The following is a 16,537-nucleotide window of genomic DNA, read 5'->3' as shown; positions in this document are numbered from 1 at the left end:
ATATATTAAATAACAGTTAACCTATCTCCTTTATGTTTTCGCTGAAAACGAAAATCGAGGTATATATTATCATCGGGGTTTGTTTTATTTTTTAAGCGGATAATCCCTTCGCCATCTGCCCTGTGTACAAGAGATACAATTTTTCCATATCCCTGAAAATCCAACTGAAAGGTTTCCTTAAATAACGGTTCTACTTCATAATCTGTATTCTGAATCAATTTTACTATTTCTTCTTCTCTTAATTTTTTTTCACCCTCTCTATAATGTAAAGCCTGAGTGATCAGATCTTCTCTTTCTTTTACCAATGATGAATAGGCTGCAACATCTCTTTTTACAAACAATTCGTGTATTTTTTTATATTCATCAAAAACTTCATTTTTAATGTTTTTGTCTTCATCATCCTGCTCCTTTTTTAAATCCACCGAGTTTCGCCAGCCTGTCAGATTAAACGGAACTTCTGCGTTAAAAGTACGATGCCACTCATAGGCTGGCAGGCCTTTAAACTTATCGGGCTGTTTGGCTACATAATCACCCTCGTAACCGGTCTGGCTTTCCTGGTCCCATTTTTCTATCCACTGCTTATCTTTCTGATCAATATGAATTCCATTATGTGCGTTCATATCACCAAAATAAGTTGGTTTTTTAAAGGTTTCCCGGGTAAAGTGAGAGAACTTCAGGTTTACATAACCTTCATCACCGAAAACTGATTGATTAAATTTTGGATACATCCTTACGATAACCTCATGCTTACCTGATGTTAAAAGCAGTTGGTTAATATCATAATCGCCAGTTATACCACCTCCATTTTGAGTAACTTCGCCCATTATCCTCAACAATAAAACATCATCTACAAACACTTCGAACTGGCACTCCATGTTATCGATGTACACTCTATTGATGCGCCGCTCCATAATTGTTGTATCTGTTTTTTGAGGGAATTCCATATTTATGTTCTTTTTATTAATTAAACGGGTTCTTTGTTTCCAAAAATTTTCAGTTTTTACCAACTGTTTTTTTGTTTTATCGGGCAACTTTTGCTGGCATGACAATAAAGCAAAAAATAAGATGCCCAATAGCGCTATTCTTGATTTTATCATGGGAGAATATACTGATTTGTTAAATTGGGAACATCTGCTTTTAAAAAAGGCTCTTTATCATTACTAAATTTTAACATTCTTTTATATACACCAACCACAATCTCCGCCTCAAATGTAAATATCAGGCCAGAAAAGCCAAGTTCGGGTTTGTAAAATACACCTTTCTCATCAGAATCAATTTTAAGTTTAGCAGCAAAATAAGCTTTGGCAGCACCTTGTGCTCTAAGTTTTACCTCAACTTCCATAAACCAGGATTTATACTTAACAGCGAAGCTAATTTTGATCGTTATCTCTACACCCATTTCAGCCCCAAGATCTAAAGAGCCTGCTTTTATTCCTGTAAGGCTATTAATTTCAAGTGCATTAAAATCGAAACTAAGCTTCCCATAAAATTTAGCTTCAAATGTAATCCCTCCATTTAACTGACTTAGAAGTAATTCCGTTCCGGTAATCATAGCTGCAACAAGAGGATGCATTCTACTCCCAACGGCTAACAGATCGATGACAAACTGTGCACCAATTAAAGGATCTCCTTTAAAATTTAACTTTCCAACAGTTGCGATTTTTCCAACATTAACGCCCTCTCCTTTTTGTAAATTCCAGCTGATAGCTGCATTTAATGCAGGGGATTGTACCTCGAACATAAAGGGAGGTTTCCCAGGAATTTTCTTTACCGCACCTCCAACGGTATCCTTTACTTTATCTGCAATTTCTTTATATTTTATAAAAACATCGAGTACTTTTCTAATTTTCTTTCCAAATTCGGTGCCTAATTCCGACTTTGATTGTTTAGCATTCCACTCGGCCTGAAGCTTTAGTTCAAATTTGGTAAGCATCTCCGGACTGTTCTGGATCCTTTTGGATTCCATCCCTGAAGAAACTGCTTTCGATTGAGCCTTTCTATTTTCCCGGATAATCTCTTTAACCTCATCGGGTTTTGGATTATTCCTGCTATACTCGGGTAAATTGGCGTGTGTATAGGCTGCTGAGTTTACAAAATTATATGAAAACTCAAGCGTCCATTCTACATCTGGATATACCTGAACATTCACCGTGGGATTATTCCTTACTGAAAAATACCTGCATGAATGGATATGCACCAGGTATTCATTAGCAGAGCTATATATTCCTCTTAAAGTGGCTTTATGTGTTGGCCACAGGTAATCTAAAGGCATTATACCGGTTCTACCCATGCTTGATACTGCAGGAATAGTTATACTTCCTTCATTCTTTGCTTTCTGCTCGTTGAGATTGAATAAAGTAATGGTTTTATCATGTTTCTTTCTATCAAAACATGCTTTAGTATCGAAGTTAACCGGTTGTATCAGAATATTTTTTGGCGTACTGCCTGATATGGTCTGATAAATGATTGTATGTGCATTGTGGCCATAATATTCAAATGCAATATCTACACGCCTGTTGTTGGTATAATCATATTCATTTTTGTATTTGATATTATCACGGCCCATTTTATCATCGGTAGGGTTCACCTCGCCATGACCAGCGGTTTTAATCCTATTGGGATCTAACTTTCCTTTAATAAAAAATTCTCTGACTGTTTTTGCCCTGTTTTCTGACAATACATTGTTGTGGTTCTGTTTACCGATTACACAGGCAAAACCATCAAGTTGTATGATGCTGTGCCTATGCTCTAACAAGAACTGGAGAATATTATTAAGCTGTTTAAGACTTGCGGGTAACAGTTCCGTACTGTCGAATTTAAAATAAATAGATTCGAGCGTTGTTTCCCTTTTATCAGAAATATTTTTAACACCCTTTCCGTTATCAAAGATGAGAACAGGTTTAGCTCCCGCTTCGGTTACGTTAATTTGTTCGAACTTACACAACTCAAACCTTGCTTCATTTTTATCGGGCTGATAAATGGTAACAGGTGTTCTGTTTTGAGGTGGTTCTACCACCTGTGATTTGAGTTTATCTTTTATCCTTAAAAACCGGGCATGGGCAGTATCGCCTTTTCCACCAGTATCTTCAATGTATTTACCAGTTACAGGATGTACCACACGAACGTAAAACTCCTCTACATCGGATCTATCGTTCATCGAATGGTACCAGGCATAGGTATTTGGGATTTTCAGGTTAATTTCTCCATTGATTACACTAACCCTGTAAATTTTACGGGTTACCTCATCGTCTTTTGGCCATAGCCCCATGGCTGATCTCAGTTTTCTGAAAACCCTTACTTCTACGTTATCATAGCCATTTAAACCTTCGGTAAAGAGCCTGAGCCAAATGAGTTCTCCATAAGAAAACTGATAGGTTTTGCGTACATCGGCTCCACCTTCATTTTGGGTCCACCGGCTGTCTACTATTTTTGCAGGCGATTCGCCCCTGATTTTCAGTCCGGATTTGCTATCGAAATTTCCGCTCCATGTTGCCTCAATATACCACAGGTATGGTCCGCATAATCTTCTGGGTATCCGGTAACCATAGCTAAAGTGGCTTGGTATTGTTTTCTGGAGATCAATAATACTTTTCTCGTTAAAAACGGCCCACTTTATATCTTTCTTTTTATCCTGTTCGGTAGTACCTGCCTGCCATTCGCCTATTTTGAACCAAACATACTGATCAGGGGCAACTACCACCAACTGACCAGGTATAGATCCTTTATTAGCATTATATACTTTACCTTCGCCGGTCCAAATAATTTTCTTTATTCCCTTTGCCATACGTTATGCTTTAACACTCGTCTCTACACCGTTAAAATTATTTGCAGATTCACTTAATGATTCTGACATGGGATTGAGCTGTGATTGTACGTCTTTATTTGCGTTATTAAAGTTCTGCTTTGAGGCCTCTGCTTTTTGCCCATGCTGAACAATCTCAATGCAATCGGGCCCTCCTATAGGGCAGGTAGCTTTACTATCTTCGAGCAAAATTTTACCTCCGTTGGTAAGGATGGTATCCTCATAAAAGCCCGACCATTTGGTTACCACTGCATTGCAGGGCTTATTGTACATTTTTGAGCAGGAACCGAACATATTTTTTTCGAAAGTTGGGCCGATATCCATTGTGGTTGCTATCGATTTCTGGCTTCCATCTTTATCGTTTGCATATTCTTTGGTATGCGTTAGCACTTTAAGTTTATCGGGGGCTGATCCAAATTTGCACATACACTGTGCCCCCTGAACTACAATATGTTTCTCTGCCATTGCCTTAATTGTTTAGTAAACGACCCCAAAATCCTTTTTTTGATGGGCCATCAAGTACCACCATTTCCGTTACCGGCAAACCTTTAACATTGGTATCCAGTTCGAAATCGTGATCAAACTCCCGATCATTTTCAGGAATCAATGTAATTTTTACCTTTACTTTCGCTTTTTCCTGTTCTCCATAACTAAAATCAGAAACTACGGATATGATACGCTTAAATTTGGGGTGTAAAAGATAATATCCCTCGTAATTGCCATTAGCCCTGTTTGTGATATATAATTCATCTTTCAAAGGCACAATAGTACCATCATGTATCAATTCTATCGCCCCAAAGCTATTGGTTTGGGTACCTAATTTCTCTTGCGTTAGGTAGCCTTCTACGTTAAAGCCTCTGGCTATAGGAAATTTATATATGGATTGTGTTACATGGTTTTGGCCATATTCTTTATAAACCGGTTTAAAAAAAGTATGGATAAACCAATCGTTATTTAAAAATGCAAGGTTAATACTATCAGCGTTAACCAGCTGTTTTTCCATCCGCTCGATATAGCTTTCTACAAGGTCGCCTTCAAAATTATCCTGAATTTTCTTTTTAACAGATGGCCATCTTTTTAAGATTTCTGCATGGTTGTAAATGTCCTGGAAGCCTCCGTTTTGATCGACGGTAATTACGAGTGGATAAAATACTTTTCCAGCTGCATAAGCAAGTCGATCGGCAATCAGATCGGGTAAAATTTCGTTGACAAAAACATCACTGACCCGCTCAATTTGAAATAACGCTTGTCCATCTTTACCTGGCTTTAACCTGGTAACTCGCACTTCGTATTTCACTTCGTTGCTGTTTTCTTCGCCTTCGTTAAAAACAATTAAAACACCATATTTTAAACATACTTCAGCAGGCCAATCTAAACGAAGGGCATTTAAGCCTGAATAATATATTGTTTTATTTGAAATGTCCATTTTAAAACTGTATCAACTTATTTTACAAAGAATTATCGAACATAATTAATATACATTTAGCTTTGAAAAACATCATAATACCAGTCACCTCCGTATCTGAATAATACGGAGACTATTAACAGCATAAAGAAGTAGAGTAGCGATTGTTTAAGGTATTTATATTCTTTCTTTTCACTCAATTTTAAGTAATAGTTGGCAATTAAAAATAAAATGCCCGAGATGAGACCTGAAGGAATTCCTCCCCAAATAACTGCAATTGATCCTCCCCATCCACCCCGCTCAAACAAAAACCAGAAGAGCATGCTTATTAAAATACTTCCTGATAAGAAGCCTACAACTTTTAAAAAATTTGCCCCTGATATTGCGTAAATAACTATAGATAGCCCAATTATTAAAATTGAAGGGGTATAAACCAAATCATCTAAAAAATCGGTTTTTTCAAGAGGAAAAATAACACCAACTGCAATAAGGCTAAGTACTATACCTATGCAAAGGCCCGTCCTTTTAATTTCCATATTGTTTCTTTTTATAACCTGGATTTTCTCAAGCTTAAATATTTCTCTCAACAAATCTGTTGCTCTTGGCCTGACATCGATTTTAGTAGCAGTGCTTCCCATCACTTATTTCATAAAAGGATTATCCAATAATGCATTTGATATCAAATAAAAAGAAAGCACCAAACTTACTATAGATAAAATTCCGAAAAAGGCCACGCTCCTTACGAAATACAGTACCCAAACCGTTTGTATTTTTCTTATCAAAAGATCGGCAAGAACGAATAAAATAGCAGTTGGAATACTAATTACCAACCCAAATTGTTTTATGGTCTGCAATATGGCTGCGAAAGTAATTTTATCAGCAAGGGCGCCAAAACTATATACAAAATATAGGGTAACTATTGCGGTAGCTAATAAAAGAACGATCAAAAACTGAATCAATAGCTGGGGTATATTTTTCATAGTTATTTCTTTTTATAGCCAGGGTTCTTTCCTGAACTGAAGGCACCCCTCAATCCCTGTTCTACCTGTGGCCAAAACTGCGTGTGGCTTAAGCTATGAGATACCATAGCTAAATAAGGAACTGTGCCAGGTCTAGCCATTAGATCGAGTTTTTTATCTTGATCTGCAACCAGTTTTGCATGATATTTTGTTACCAATTTAGAGTATACCTGTAAATCTTTCCTCAGTTTGGTAATTTCAGTATCGAGACTACCAAAAACCACCGGCTCTATCACCTTATCGATTACCATAGTAACCAATAGCAAGGTAATTGGTTCTATAAACTGGCTAAACAGTCGCATTAATACCTCTTCGAGGTTATTTTTTTGTAATGCACCTACTGTGCCGGTAATAAAACCTTCACATATTGCTTTTTTGCCACGGCTATGATAAGGATCATGGGTGGTAATGTTAATATCCTGAATACTTAGTCCCGCTGCCTGATCGGCAGGAGTCCACGAGTTAATTTCGATGCTATCTGTTAATCCTGTGTTTTCTGCAAACACCCTGGCCAATAAATGAAGGATATAGCTATCTTTCTCACTGCTTTTAATGTCAAACAATTCGTTTAATACTGCTATTCCCTGCGATAGCCTTAAATTACCGACAAATTTAGCTTTACTATAACCTGTATTGGCATTATTGTAATTATTGTATACATCGAAAGTCCATTGCAAAAACCTTTTCAGTATCGCAACAAAACCATCTCTTTCTTTGTCTAAAGCTGGCTTGTTAACATTGATACCCTGGATATATTTAATAAATTCCTGCGTTAGCACGTTGGCGCCTTTAAATACCTTCGCCATTTCGCGCCATATAATCTCGCCTTCTTTTTTTGACATCCATAAATCAAGCAGGTTAGATTTAAGTGCTCCAGTATCTACCTCCTCGAGTATTTTTAGGCCCTTTTTAAAATTGGCCATGTTAAAATTCTTCAGAAATACTTCCAGGTTTACCAAACTAAAATCGGCTACGAGCCTCTGTGTTAAATCGTACTCATTGTGTACGTTAATAATTTTACAGTCTTTGCGTATCTTGGCATGGTTTAACTGATGTTTCTTTTTAAAAAACGGGGTAGAGAGGTAAGTAATGCTTTTTATTTTCCAGGTTTCCGGAAAGCGCTTATCTGTTGCAATAAGGTTGGTAAACTGGTTAATTACATTGCCACCATGCGAGTGACCAATTAAGTGAAGATGCACTTCTTTTCTTTTAAAGCCTGGATAAACCCTCACAAATAAATCAAGCAACCGATCGGCAGCTTTGTTTCTCTCCTGTGTATCATTATCACCCGACCAGCTAAAGAAGCTGCCCTCTATGTGCAGATTAAGGTATTGAGGCTTTAATTCTTTGATTTTATTCCAAAAATTTTCTTTACTGGCCTGCCAATACTCTGTATTTGCCTGGTGTTTTAAACCCTGCGTATTTATGGGATCAGTAGTACCTGCAACAAACATTACAACATCAACGATCGTTTTATCCTTTGTGGCCTCAGGTACAACAAACCTCGGCTTCTTAAACATTACATTCGTCATAGCCTGTTTATTTACCGGTGATATTAATTTTTTTATTGGATGCTAAAACTAAATTTTCGCTCAGGGCAACAATTTCCACCTTTTCAGCACTTTCCATATGTGTTTGCGATGTTGAAACATATTTATTAGAGATGGTAATAAATAAATTTCTAGCGGTTTTTTTGATGGCCATGTTAAAAAAGATTTGATTTTTCGGCACTGTTAATCTCTACTGTTTTTTCAGAACTTTCCAACAGCATGTTTTCTTTGGTGCTAAAAATGGTTACCTTTTCTGCATACTGTGTAGAATCCTGTGCGCTCCTGGTATATGCCTTTTCTATCAGTTCATTTTTATTGTTCGCTGTTTCGCGCATATCGCCGGTGGCACTAATGTTGATATCTTTACCTGCAGTTTGTATAATATCCTTGTTCGCACTCGAAGTGATGTTTTCGCCAGCATTTTCTGAAATATTTTTACCAACGCTCACATCCATATTTTCCTGTACATTAATCTGCATATTCTTACAGTTTAAAGTCATGTTTTCTAATGCAGTGATGGTAATATTATTGCCTTTGGTGTCGATATGGATAATGTTGCTGTGGATATCGGTAATTTTAATTCCCTGTGTTTCCTGGTTATCATCAAATTCAACAAGATGCCCGCTTCTGGTGATGATGCTTTTAAGGTGGTTTTTAATTAAAGGACTACTATCCACACTGGAGCTGTGGTAAACACTTCCCATTACTACCGGGCGAGCGATATTCCCCTCTTCGAACGCAATCATCACCTGATCATCTATTTCGGGAATCGCGAAATATCCACGGTTATTACCTCTATCACCAACGCCAGCACTTGGCGTAACTACACGTAACCACTCTGTAACATCGTTGGTTAAACATTCCCATTTAAATTTCACTTTTATACGGCCCTGGCCCTGTGGATCATTATTATCAATCACATCTGCCAGTTGCATATCGGGCTGTGGTTTTTCAAAGTTTTTAACCAATAAGCGCTCTGTTGTAGCTATTTTTCCTTCGAAAATGTTATGGTATTTACCATTTTCGTCGATGTGGTGTTTAATGCCCGTAATCAGAAATTTGCCCAGGCTTTCTGATGTAAAAGCCAATTCTTTGCGAAGGCTCATGGTAATTTCGGCAATACTACCAATGCTCAGGCCTGCATTATCGCCCCTGGCTGTTACTTTTAAAAGTTCACTGGTATTGGCTTTTTCTTCATTTTCGACCAGGTTTTTAATGTCGTTGTTATTATCTACTCTGATTAACGAAGGCTGGTTGAAGGTTTTACTAAAGGTAAGGTTAGAGGCTTTAACAGCATGTGATAAATCAGGAGTACCATCAACTTTACCAGTACTTTCGCTCAGCAACATCTCGTTCTGCTTCGGATTATAAGAGAAACGCTTATTTTTTATTGGTGCAATCTCCATTGCATACTGCATTTCCTGAACATCCCTGCCATAAAACAAGGATATTTCTTTCTGTGTATTTGGCTTACCAAAATTAAGCTGTTTACCATCGTAAAAAAACCATTCATGGTATTCGGCCGAAAGCCGGTTTAGAAAAGCAAAATCACTTTCCCTGTATTGAATAATATAATCAATAGACGTACCTCTAACAGCATTGGCCACCACTTTTAAATCGTTGGCAGGTGTATCTTTGGTTGCCAATTTCACGATCTCATTGAGGTCTTTATCTAAATATGAACCTAAATCAGGTCCACGATCGATTAAAATAGTTGGACTATAACCGCTTACAATTAAAACACCATGGTAACCATGACTTTGCGATAGTTCAACTTTAGAAACCAGGCCTACAAAATTCTGCATGCCCTCTGCTGAATGGCCAAAAGAAGCAGTTAAGGTTTTCCCCACAAAATCGCGGCTATCATCCAAACTGATCAGTCCCGGCGCTCCCATCTGGTCGTGGTTAAAACGCAGTTCGAAGTAATGATGTTCGTTAAAAGCCTGTTGAAGACTAAAGGAAGCAAAATGTGTAATTTCCTTATCCTCTATATTGATTTCTGCAATGAGTTTCTTTTCCATATTAATTTATCTTGATCACAACAATTACCCTAAGCCAAATGCCGGGTATGCACATGCGCTTATATTAAAAATGGATCCATTTTCTGCAAACCGTATGTCCAGACGAATGTTGTGTGTTGATGCCGAACCAAACGTTTTACCTAAATAGTAATAGTTTTTTACTGCAATATGTTTGGAATGGTTAGACATCATTGAGCATTAATTTTTGAGGTAGCTTTCTAAATTAATATACGCATCAAAAAGCAATATTAATTTTGGGATGATAAGGTAGATGTAGGGTGATAAAAATAGCGAATAATTAAAAGCGCTCCGATAAATCGGCGCGCTTTAATTACTATATGTTTAGTGATGACTAAGCTTTTGGCCAATCGTTTTCGTGTTCTGCATTGCCCAGCTTTAGCTTACGTGCTGATACTACAAAACTTAAAGTCATTGGCGTATTGTCGTTTACGGCAATACCCTCGTTATATTGGATGATATAACCATCTTCGAAAGACAGTTCTTTCATTTTCGCATCTTCTTCGCCTTTTTTGAAAACCAATGTTCCCGAAAGTGGCTTGTACTGATTGTTAACCATTGATTCGATTACGGAAGTATCTTCAGTTGATTCGATTTCGATGTGGATGGTACCACCATAAACACCTGATGACGGACGGCCTTTGGCGTCAACATCTCTATTTAATGAAAAGCTGCACTGTAGTACATCAAATTCTTTTGATCCTAAGTTTAAACGGGTTTTGAATGCCATTGTAGTAAAGTTTAATGTTTTTGAAAAGAATGAATTGCGCTGAGCGGTTGGCGTGGAGCGAAGAGCATGGCGGTTATATTGCCATAAACCCTAAACCTTACGCCTTAAAACCTCTCTTTAGGCTTTTGGCCAATCGTTAAGGTGCTCAGCGTTGCCTAATTTAAGCTTGCGGGCTGAAATCTGGAACTTGAGTGTCATCGGGTGATCGCCAACAATGTTTATCCCTTCGGAATATTTAACAATGTAGCCGTCTTCGAAGTTAACTTCTTTCATTTTGGCATCTTCCTCTGTTTTCTTGATCAGCAGGGTTCCTGTAATGGGTTTGTACTGGTTGTTTACCATCGCCTCGATAATTGAGGTGTCTTCGGTTGATTCGATCTCAATGTCGATGGTACCGCCGTAAACTCCGGAAGAAGGTCTTCCTTTAGCATCTACATCACGGTTTAACGCATAGGCACAATGAAGCACATCGTACTCCTTGCCTGAAAAATTTAATCTAGCTTTGAAAGCCATAGTTTTAAAATTTAAAGGTTAAAAAATTGATTTAATGTAGCGTCCGCTACTTCATCAACTTGACCAAATATCAGGCCAAATATGATCTATATTACTCACAGCTAAGCATTAACCTGATTCTTAAAAAACAGTTAATTTGTGCTTATCGCCTAAAAACGCAATTAAACAATATTACAATGTGGAAAAGGTGTGGAAAAATCTGAGTATATCTTTAGTGTTACAATTACATTAAAGCGAGTTGATAATGCTACAAAACTGTAGCGATTATACCCAAAGTGTAGCGTTTTAGGACAGGTTAATGTTTATTTTTTTAAATCATTAGAATGGTCTGTGAGACACAGACCATGGCGACTTTAAATCAGCTGTGAACCAAATTTTTCCATTTTTGCCAGCCATTTTTGACTGTAATGATTTTCTAATGAATGAAGTTCGCCAATGGTATTGGTAAGCACCGGACTCATCCTGCATTTTTCGAAAACTACTTTTTTAATGGAAAGGTAAGTGGTTTTTTTATTTGCTTTCCACTCTTTAAAGGTTGCTTCGTCTAAAATAGAAACAATCCTTGCTGAACGGCCACTAAAATTGTTGTTTACGTTTTGCTGTTGGGTGGTAAAAATCTGATCGGGCATAAAAAGGCGGTCGAAAAAGCCCCTAATTTTTGCCGGAATATGATCTACATAAACAGGACAAAAAAGCACTACATGGCTACTCTGCCTAATGGCCGTTAAGGCTTTCTGCAAATCAGGCTCTAACTCGGCAATCTGCCTGTTGTTAAACAGCTTGTTCGAATTAAATATCAGATCGATAATGGCCAACTCCCTTACGGTAGCGCCAACACTTTCTGCACCTTGCTTATAGGCGTTAATCAGGAAATTTGTAGATGCGTTTTTTTCAATATCCCCATTCAGGATAAGTACTTGCTTCATTTTTTTTGATTAATCTGATCTGGCCGATGCATTACAAAATTATAAAGAATTTGTTAAGTGTTATGCATAACCCATAAAAAAACCCAACGCTAAGGTTGGGTTTTTATTTTCAGCAATCAAAAACTATTGTTGATTATACTCTGTATTCCATGTTGTATTTTCATCTTCTCCTTTATGTCCATCCAGTTTTACCACAAAACTTTTGGCAGGAAAATATGGTGTAATGTGGATATCAAGGTGGATTCTGTCTTTTTGTTGTTCGTCTCTTTCGAAGCGCATAATCTTAAATCTTTCAATCAAACGGTCTGCACCCTGAATACCATCTAAAAACTTAACAATCTGCCCGCGAAGGTCCTGTTCTGTTTTAGAAGTCCAGTTTTCGAAAGCTCTTCTGTTTAAGAAATCGAACAATACTTTGGTTACGTAATCAAATACACGCACAACAGAATAAGTTTGCAAACCAATGTTATCGCCATTAAACAAAGTTTTAGCAGAGAAAGCCATTACTTTACCATATTCGTTAACCATTGGCACCAATCCTACTCTTTCTAAATGAGATATTTCACTTTTCTTTAGATCGAATTTTACGCCATCTACCTCGTTTATAGCACCATGTTTTTTACCTGCAGTAACCTGCGACATTAGGGTATAATACATTTTACCCGCAAGTGCAGCCGAGCCTGGCACGGTTAAATCATCTTCTTCACCTACTTCGGCAACTTTACCACGGCCCACTAACCAGTTACAGGTCATAATCACGTTCGATCTGAATGCATCAGCACCGGTAAGATTGGCGGCAGTAAATAGATCAAGTACATCATCCGGCTGATCCAGATCGGCAAAATCTGTTACCAGCATGGCTTTGTTATTGTGGGCTATTTTGCCCCATCTTTCTACCACTTTATTCGAACCCATATAACCTGGCACCACCATTAAAGAATAGTTTTTGCGAAGGTCTAAACGGTCGTAATTTTGCTTTAACTCATCATCCACATATTCGATAAAACGTGGGTTATCCAAATCTTTAATCTGATCCATTGATGCATTTAACAACACCACATTTTTAAGTTTATCAGATTCGGTATTTTTATAAAATAAATGAACCGAACGATAAGCCTGCTCTAATTCTCTGGTGCTTTCTAAGGCAGTACCGATATTTTTGCTCAGGTTTTGTTCTGCTGCATTCAGTTTTTCGGTGCTTTTTTCTACCATATCAGCAACCGAAGTTGAAGATTCGAGCACATCAATCCAAAGCTGGATTTTCTTTTTTAACTCTTCGCGTTCTTTCTTTTTTTCATCACCGGTTAAAAAAATCTGTTTACGGGCTTTACGTTCAGGGTTTAAGTTCTGAAGGCCATCAACCGTAGCTTCCAACAAATCGAAACCGCCAACACGAGCCAGTTTTTCTAAGTTATCTTTAAGTGATGTTTTCTCTATGGTTTTGACTTCGGCGGATTTAAAACCTGCTTCAGATGTATTTTGGTCTGCTTTTAATTCTTGAGGATTTGACATGTTTTTTCGGCGTTAAGATTATTTATTCTGCTCCAATTCGTCAACAAAATTCTTTAAAGCACTAATGAAGGCCGATTTTGTTTCTTCGTCATCAAGTGTAGCTTTTAAGGTTTTGTTTGATTTTAACTGTTTGATTACGTTAAGCGACATTTCTCTCTCGATGTTAACATTGGTGAGGTAGTTACTTTGGTTGATAATGTTTTTCACACCAAAATCGCTTAAATCGGTAAAGTTGATGGTTTCGCCAACGGTAGATCCATCTTGTTTTTCGAAGGCTACCCTCACATTTGGTTTGTAATGTTCGAATACTTCTTTCACCGTTTTTAATCCTTCTACTTTTTCAGGCTTGATGGGTTCGTTATCGGTAAGTTTTTGTACAAAAAGTGTTTTGTTGTGGGCAATTTCTGCGAAAGCTTCTGAGGTGTCAATTTTCCGCTCGTTACCGCCAATTTCATAATTAAACATAGTATGTAGATTTAGGTTTACGATTAATTTTTTCTAATAATATAATAGTTAACGTTTTAACTCAATTTTTGTTCCAATGTAACAACTTCTGGCTGAATAATATTCCATTCCAGTTTATCTTCTTCCAGATGTTTGCTGACAACAATCTTTGATCCTTTTTTTAGTTCACCCGAAATGATGTATTTGGAGATCGGTCTACGTAAAAGATTACGGATAACTGCCGATAGCTGCCTTGCGCCATACTTAGGTGTAAAGCCATCTAAAGCAATCATTTTTTTAGCATCATCTGCAATTTCGAATTCAATACCCAGCTTATTTAACGATTGTACCAAACTGCTCAACTGGATTTCGAAAATACGTACCACATTGCTTTCGTTAATTGGCGCAAAAGGAACAATTTCTGAAATCCTGGCTAAAAACTCAGGACGGAAATGCCCCGCCATTACTTCCATGAGCTGGTTAGAAGCCGGAATAACACCTTTACCAATCTGTTCTGCAATCCATTCGCTGCCGATGTTCGATGTAAAAAGTATTAATGAATTGCTAAAATCGCCCTCTTTGCCCAAACGGTCGTGCATGTGGCCTTCGTCCAGAATCTGTAAAAAGGTATCGAAAACGGAAGGGTGCGCTTTTTCAATTTCATCAAATAACAATACCGAATAAGGTTGTTGCCTGATTTTATTCACCAACAAACCACCTTCTTCGTAACCTACGTAGCCCGGAGGCGCACCATAAAGCAGTGCGGCACTGTGTTCTTCTTTAAATTCGGACATATCGAAGCGGATCATCGCTTTTTCATCGTTAAACAAGAATTCGGCGATTGATTTGGCCAGTTCGGTTTTTCCCGTTCCGGTTGGACCCAATAAAAAGAATGATCCAATGGGCTGTCCTTTTTTGTTTAGTCCACTACGCGATTCGAGTATGGCATCAGAAACAGCTTTTAAAGCCTGATCCTGCCCTACCACACGTTTTTTAAGGTATTGCTCCATATTGAGCAATTTTTCCTTTTCGCCAGCCTGCAGTTTACCCATTGGGATACCTGTTTTATACGCTACAATAGAGGCAATATCCTGTTTGGTAATGCGGTCGCTTTTTTCTGCAGCGTATTTTTTTAATTCCTGAAGACTGCTGTTGATGTAACCCTGATATTCATCAGAAGTTTCGAAAGCATCAGTTTGTGTTTCATCGGTTAAGCGCCCTAATAAAACCGGACTTAATTTATTCTGCAATAATGAGTAAAGCCATTTGTAATCCGCAAATTTATCCGCTTCCGATTGTTCTGTATTTGCATTTAAAGCTTCTAAATCGGTTTCTAAACTTTCGATTACCTGATCAGAAGTATCGTTCATCATTTTCATGGCCGCCATGGTTCTGTCAAGCAGATCGAAGGCAGAATCGGGAAGACGCCTGTCTTTCATGTAGCGTTTGGCTAAACGTACACATTCGCCTAAAGCATCTGGTTCAATACTCAGCGTATGGTGTTCTTCGTATTTTACAGCCAGTTTCTGCAGCATTTTAATGGTACTTTCTTCATTAGGCTCGTTTACCTGCAACACCTCGAAACGCCTGCTGAAAGCTTGTTCTGGCTCAATAATTTTTCGGTATTCATCAATGGTTGTGGCACCGATTACTGTAATTTCGCCTCGCGCCAGTTCCGGTTTTAATAAATTACCAATACCTGCACCCAGTGGGCCTTTACTATCCAATAAAGTATGGATTTCATCAATAAAAAGCACCGCTTTTTCAAACTGCTTGATTTCTTTGATGATGTTTTTTAAACGGTCTTCTATTTCTCCCTTGTAAGATGCGCCTGCAATTAACGAACCTAAATCGAGCTCAAAAAGCTGAACGGGTTTTAAACTTTCGGGTACATTCTGGTTTACAATATCAATGGCGAAACCATCAACAAGGGCGGTTTTACCCACACCCGCGTCCCCAGTTAAAATTACATTTGGCTTGGTTCTACGACAAAGGATTTCCATCATTTGCCGGGTTTCTTTATCGCGCCCAATGATTTCATCTGTTTTACCATCACGAACCGTTTGCAAACGATCGATACAGTATTTATACAAGGCATTGCCTGTACCTTTATTTTCGGCACCAGCGGTTGTTTTATCAGGAGAAACCACCCTCGAAATTTCTTCGTCCTTTACATAAAGGTCTAAAATTTCGCGTTCTTTTATCGGGAATGATTTTAACTGATCGGGCTGAAAACCAATTCCTGGCTTGGCCAATGCGGTTAAAACACATACCGGGGTTATTAAATCCAATCCCAATTTAATGCGCACATTATCTGCTTCTTCAAATATCACAGCAATTTCTGGCGCTCCGCTTACGGTATCGGTAAAACTGGCCGATTTGGCCTGCTCATCAATCCGCACTTCTGCCCATTCACTAATGTATTCTTCGTCCTTACCAATGGAGGTAATGAATGAGCGCAGGCCAACATCTTTATGCATCAAACCTTTGAGCAGGTGAGCGGCAGAAAAAACCTCATTTCTGTACTCTTTAGCCAAAGATTGTGCGATGTGCAGGGCTGTTTTTACTGATTCGCTTAAATTTGTAACTGCCATATG

Annotated in this window: 15 protein-coding genes; all 15 read right to left on the bottom strand. The window is 38.0% G+C overall.

What is annotated here, in order from left to right; genetic code table 11:
* Window positions 1-5: 5 nt before the first annotated feature.
* The 15 genes from U859_RS0102520 to U859_RS0102450 all read right to left on the bottom strand — a co-directional run bounded on the left by U859_RS0102520 (window position 6) and on the right by U859_RS0102450 (window position 16,534).
* Window positions 6-944: a hypothetical protein gene (locus tag U859_RS0102520; RefSeq protein WP_162799840.1), complete on the bottom strand. Its 939-nt coding sequence runs from the start codon at window positions 942-944 to the stop codon at window positions 6-8.
* 149 nt (window positions 945-1,093) lie between these two features.
* Window positions 1,094-3,784: an OmpA family protein gene (locus U859_RS0102515; RefSeq protein WP_025141867.1), complete on the bottom strand. Its 2,691-nt coding sequence runs from the start codon at window positions 3,782-3,784 to the stop codon at window positions 1,094-1,096.
* A gap of 3 nt (window positions 3,785-3,787) precedes the next feature.
* Window positions 3,788-4,267 (bottom strand): DUF4280 domain-containing protein, encoded by a 480-nt coding sequence (locus tag U859_RS0102510; protein ID WP_025141866.1) that lies wholly within the window; start codon window positions 4,265-4,267, stop codon window positions 3,788-3,790.
* Between the two features lie 4 nt (window positions 4,268-4,271).
* Window positions 4,272-5,228 (bottom strand): hypothetical protein, encoded by a 957-nt coding sequence (locus U859_RS0102505; RefSeq protein ID WP_025141865.1) that lies wholly within the window; start codon window positions 5,226-5,228, stop codon window positions 4,272-4,274.
* 56 nt (window positions 5,229-5,284) lie between these two features.
* Window positions 5,285-5,845 (bottom strand): hypothetical protein, encoded by a 561-nt coding sequence (locus U859_RS0102500; RefSeq protein ID WP_025141864.1) that lies wholly within the window; start codon window positions 5,843-5,845, stop codon window positions 5,285-5,287.
* Between the two features lie 3 nt (window positions 5,846-5,848).
* On the bottom strand, window positions 5,849-6,187 hold the full coding sequence (locus U859_RS0102495) for a hypothetical protein (protein WP_025141863.1): 339 nt from the start codon (window positions 6,185-6,187) through the stop codon (window positions 5,849-5,851).
* A 2-nt stretch (window positions 6,188-6,189) separates the two neighbouring features.
* The gene (locus U859_RS0102490) at window positions 6,190-7,758 is read right to left on the bottom strand and encodes a hypothetical protein (protein ID WP_162799839.1); all 1,569 of its coding nucleotides are present in this window, start codon (window positions 7,756-7,758) and stop codon (window positions 6,190-6,192) included.
* A gap of 7 nt (window positions 7,759-7,765) precedes the next feature.
* Window positions 7,766-7,930: a hypothetical protein gene (locus U859_RS31905; RefSeq protein WP_162799838.1), complete on the bottom strand. Its 165-nt coding sequence runs from the start codon at window positions 7,928-7,930 to the stop codon at window positions 7,766-7,768.
* Between the two features lies 1 nt (window position 7,931).
* On the bottom strand, window positions 7,932-9,797 hold the full coding sequence (locus tag U859_RS0102480) for a type VI secretion system Vgr family protein (protein WP_025141861.1): 1,866 nt from the start codon (window positions 9,795-9,797) through the stop codon (window positions 7,932-7,934).
* 352 nt (window positions 9,798-10,149) lie between these two features.
* Window positions 10,150-10,545 (bottom strand): type VI secretion system tube protein TssD, encoded by a 396-nt coding sequence (gene tssD / locus U859_RS0102475; RefSeq protein ID WP_025141860.1) that lies wholly within the window; start codon window positions 10,543-10,545, stop codon window positions 10,150-10,152.
* Between the two features lie 117 nt (window positions 10,546-10,662).
* The gene (gene tssD, locus U859_RS0102470) at window positions 10,663-11,058 is read right to left on the bottom strand and encodes a type VI secretion system tube protein TssD (protein WP_025141859.1); all 396 of its coding nucleotides are present in this window, start codon (window positions 11,056-11,058) and stop codon (window positions 10,663-10,665) included.
* Between the two features lie 353 nt (window positions 11,059-11,411).
* Complete coding sequence (locus U859_RS0102465; RefSeq protein ID WP_025141858.1) at window positions 11,412-11,984, bottom strand: NAD(P)H-dependent oxidoreductase; 573 nt, start codon at window positions 11,982-11,984, stop codon at window positions 11,412-11,414.
* Between the two features lie 123 nt (window positions 11,985-12,107).
* Window positions 12,108-13,496, bottom strand: coding sequence for a DUF5458 family protein (locus U859_RS0102460; RefSeq protein WP_025141857.1), 1,389 nt, complete (start codon window positions 13,494-13,496; stop codon window positions 12,108-12,110).
* An 18-nt stretch (window positions 13,497-13,514) separates the two neighbouring features.
* Window positions 13,515-13,961 (bottom strand): hypothetical protein, encoded by a 447-nt coding sequence (locus U859_RS0102455; RefSeq protein WP_025141856.1) that lies wholly within the window; start codon window positions 13,959-13,961, stop codon window positions 13,515-13,517.
* Window positions 13,962-14,017: 56 nt separating this feature from the next.
* On the bottom strand, window positions 14,018-16,534 hold the full coding sequence (locus tag U859_RS0102450; protein WP_025141855.1) for an ATP-dependent Clp protease ATP-binding subunit: 2,517 nt from the start codon (window positions 16,532-16,534) through the stop codon (window positions 14,018-14,020).
* Between the last annotated feature and the right edge of the window lie 3 nt (window positions 16,535-16,537).

This window comes from Pedobacter jeongneungensis, assembly GCF_000633455.1.
In the GTDB taxonomy this organism is placed as follows: domain Bacteria; phylum Bacteroidota; class Bacteroidia; order Sphingobacteriales; family Sphingobacteriaceae; genus Pedobacter; species Pedobacter jeongneungensis_A.
Note: the sequence above shows the minus strand (reverse complement) of the source record. Positions and strands in the feature narration are given on the sequence as shown.

Coding starts and splice junctions, on each gene's coding strand:
- U859_RS0102520 (WP_162799840.1), bottom strand. CDS start 944: ATGGAATTCCCTCAAAAAACAGATACAACAATTATGGAGCGGCGCATC.
- U859_RS0102515 (WP_025141867.1), bottom strand. CDS start 3,784: ATGGCAAAGGGAATAAAGAAAATTATTTGGACCGGCGAAGGTAAAGTA.
- U859_RS0102510 (WP_025141866.1), bottom strand. CDS start 4,267: ATGGCAGAGAAACATATTGTAGTTCAGGGGGCACAGTGTATGTGCAAA.
- U859_RS0102505 (WP_025141865.1), bottom strand. CDS start 5,228: ATGGACATTTCAAATAAAACAATATATTATTCAGGCTTAAATGCCCTT.
- U859_RS0102500 (WP_025141864.1), bottom strand. CDS start 5,845: ATGGGAAGCACTGCTACTAAAATCGATGTCAGGCCAAGAGCAACAGAT.
- U859_RS0102495 (WP_025141863.1), bottom strand. CDS start 6,187: ATGAAAAATATACCCCAGCTATTGATTCAGTTTTTGATCGTTCTTTTA.
- U859_RS0102490 (WP_162799839.1), bottom strand. CDS start 7,758: ATGACGAATGTAATGTTTAAGAAGCCGAGGTTTGTTGTACCTGAGGCC.
- U859_RS31905 (WP_162799838.1), bottom strand. CDS start 7,930: ATGGCCATCAAAAAAACCGCTAGAAATTTATTTATTACCATCTCTAAT.
- U859_RS0102480 (WP_025141861.1), bottom strand. CDS start 9,797: ATGGAAAAGAAACTCATTGCAGAAATCAATATAGAGGATAAGGAAATT.
- tssD (WP_025141860.1), bottom strand. CDS start 10,545: ATGGCATTCAAAACCCGTTTAAACTTAGGATCAAAAGAATTTGATGTA.
- tssD (WP_025141859.1), bottom strand. CDS start 11,058: ATGGCTTTCAAAGCTAGATTAAATTTTTCAGGCAAGGAGTACGATGTG.
- U859_RS0102465 (WP_025141858.1), bottom strand. CDS start 11,984: ATGAAGCAAGTACTTATCCTGAATGGGGATATTGAAAAAAACGCATCT.
- U859_RS0102460 (WP_025141857.1), bottom strand. CDS start 13,496: ATGTCAAATCCTCAAGAATTAAAAGCAGACCAAAATACATCTGAAGCA.
- U859_RS0102455 (WP_025141856.1), bottom strand. CDS start 13,961: ATGTTTAATTATGAAATTGGCGGTAACGAGCGGAAAATTGACACCTCA.
- U859_RS0102450 (WP_025141855.1), bottom strand. CDS start 16,534: ATGGCAGTTACAAATTTAAGCGAATCAGTAAAAACAGCCCTGCACATC.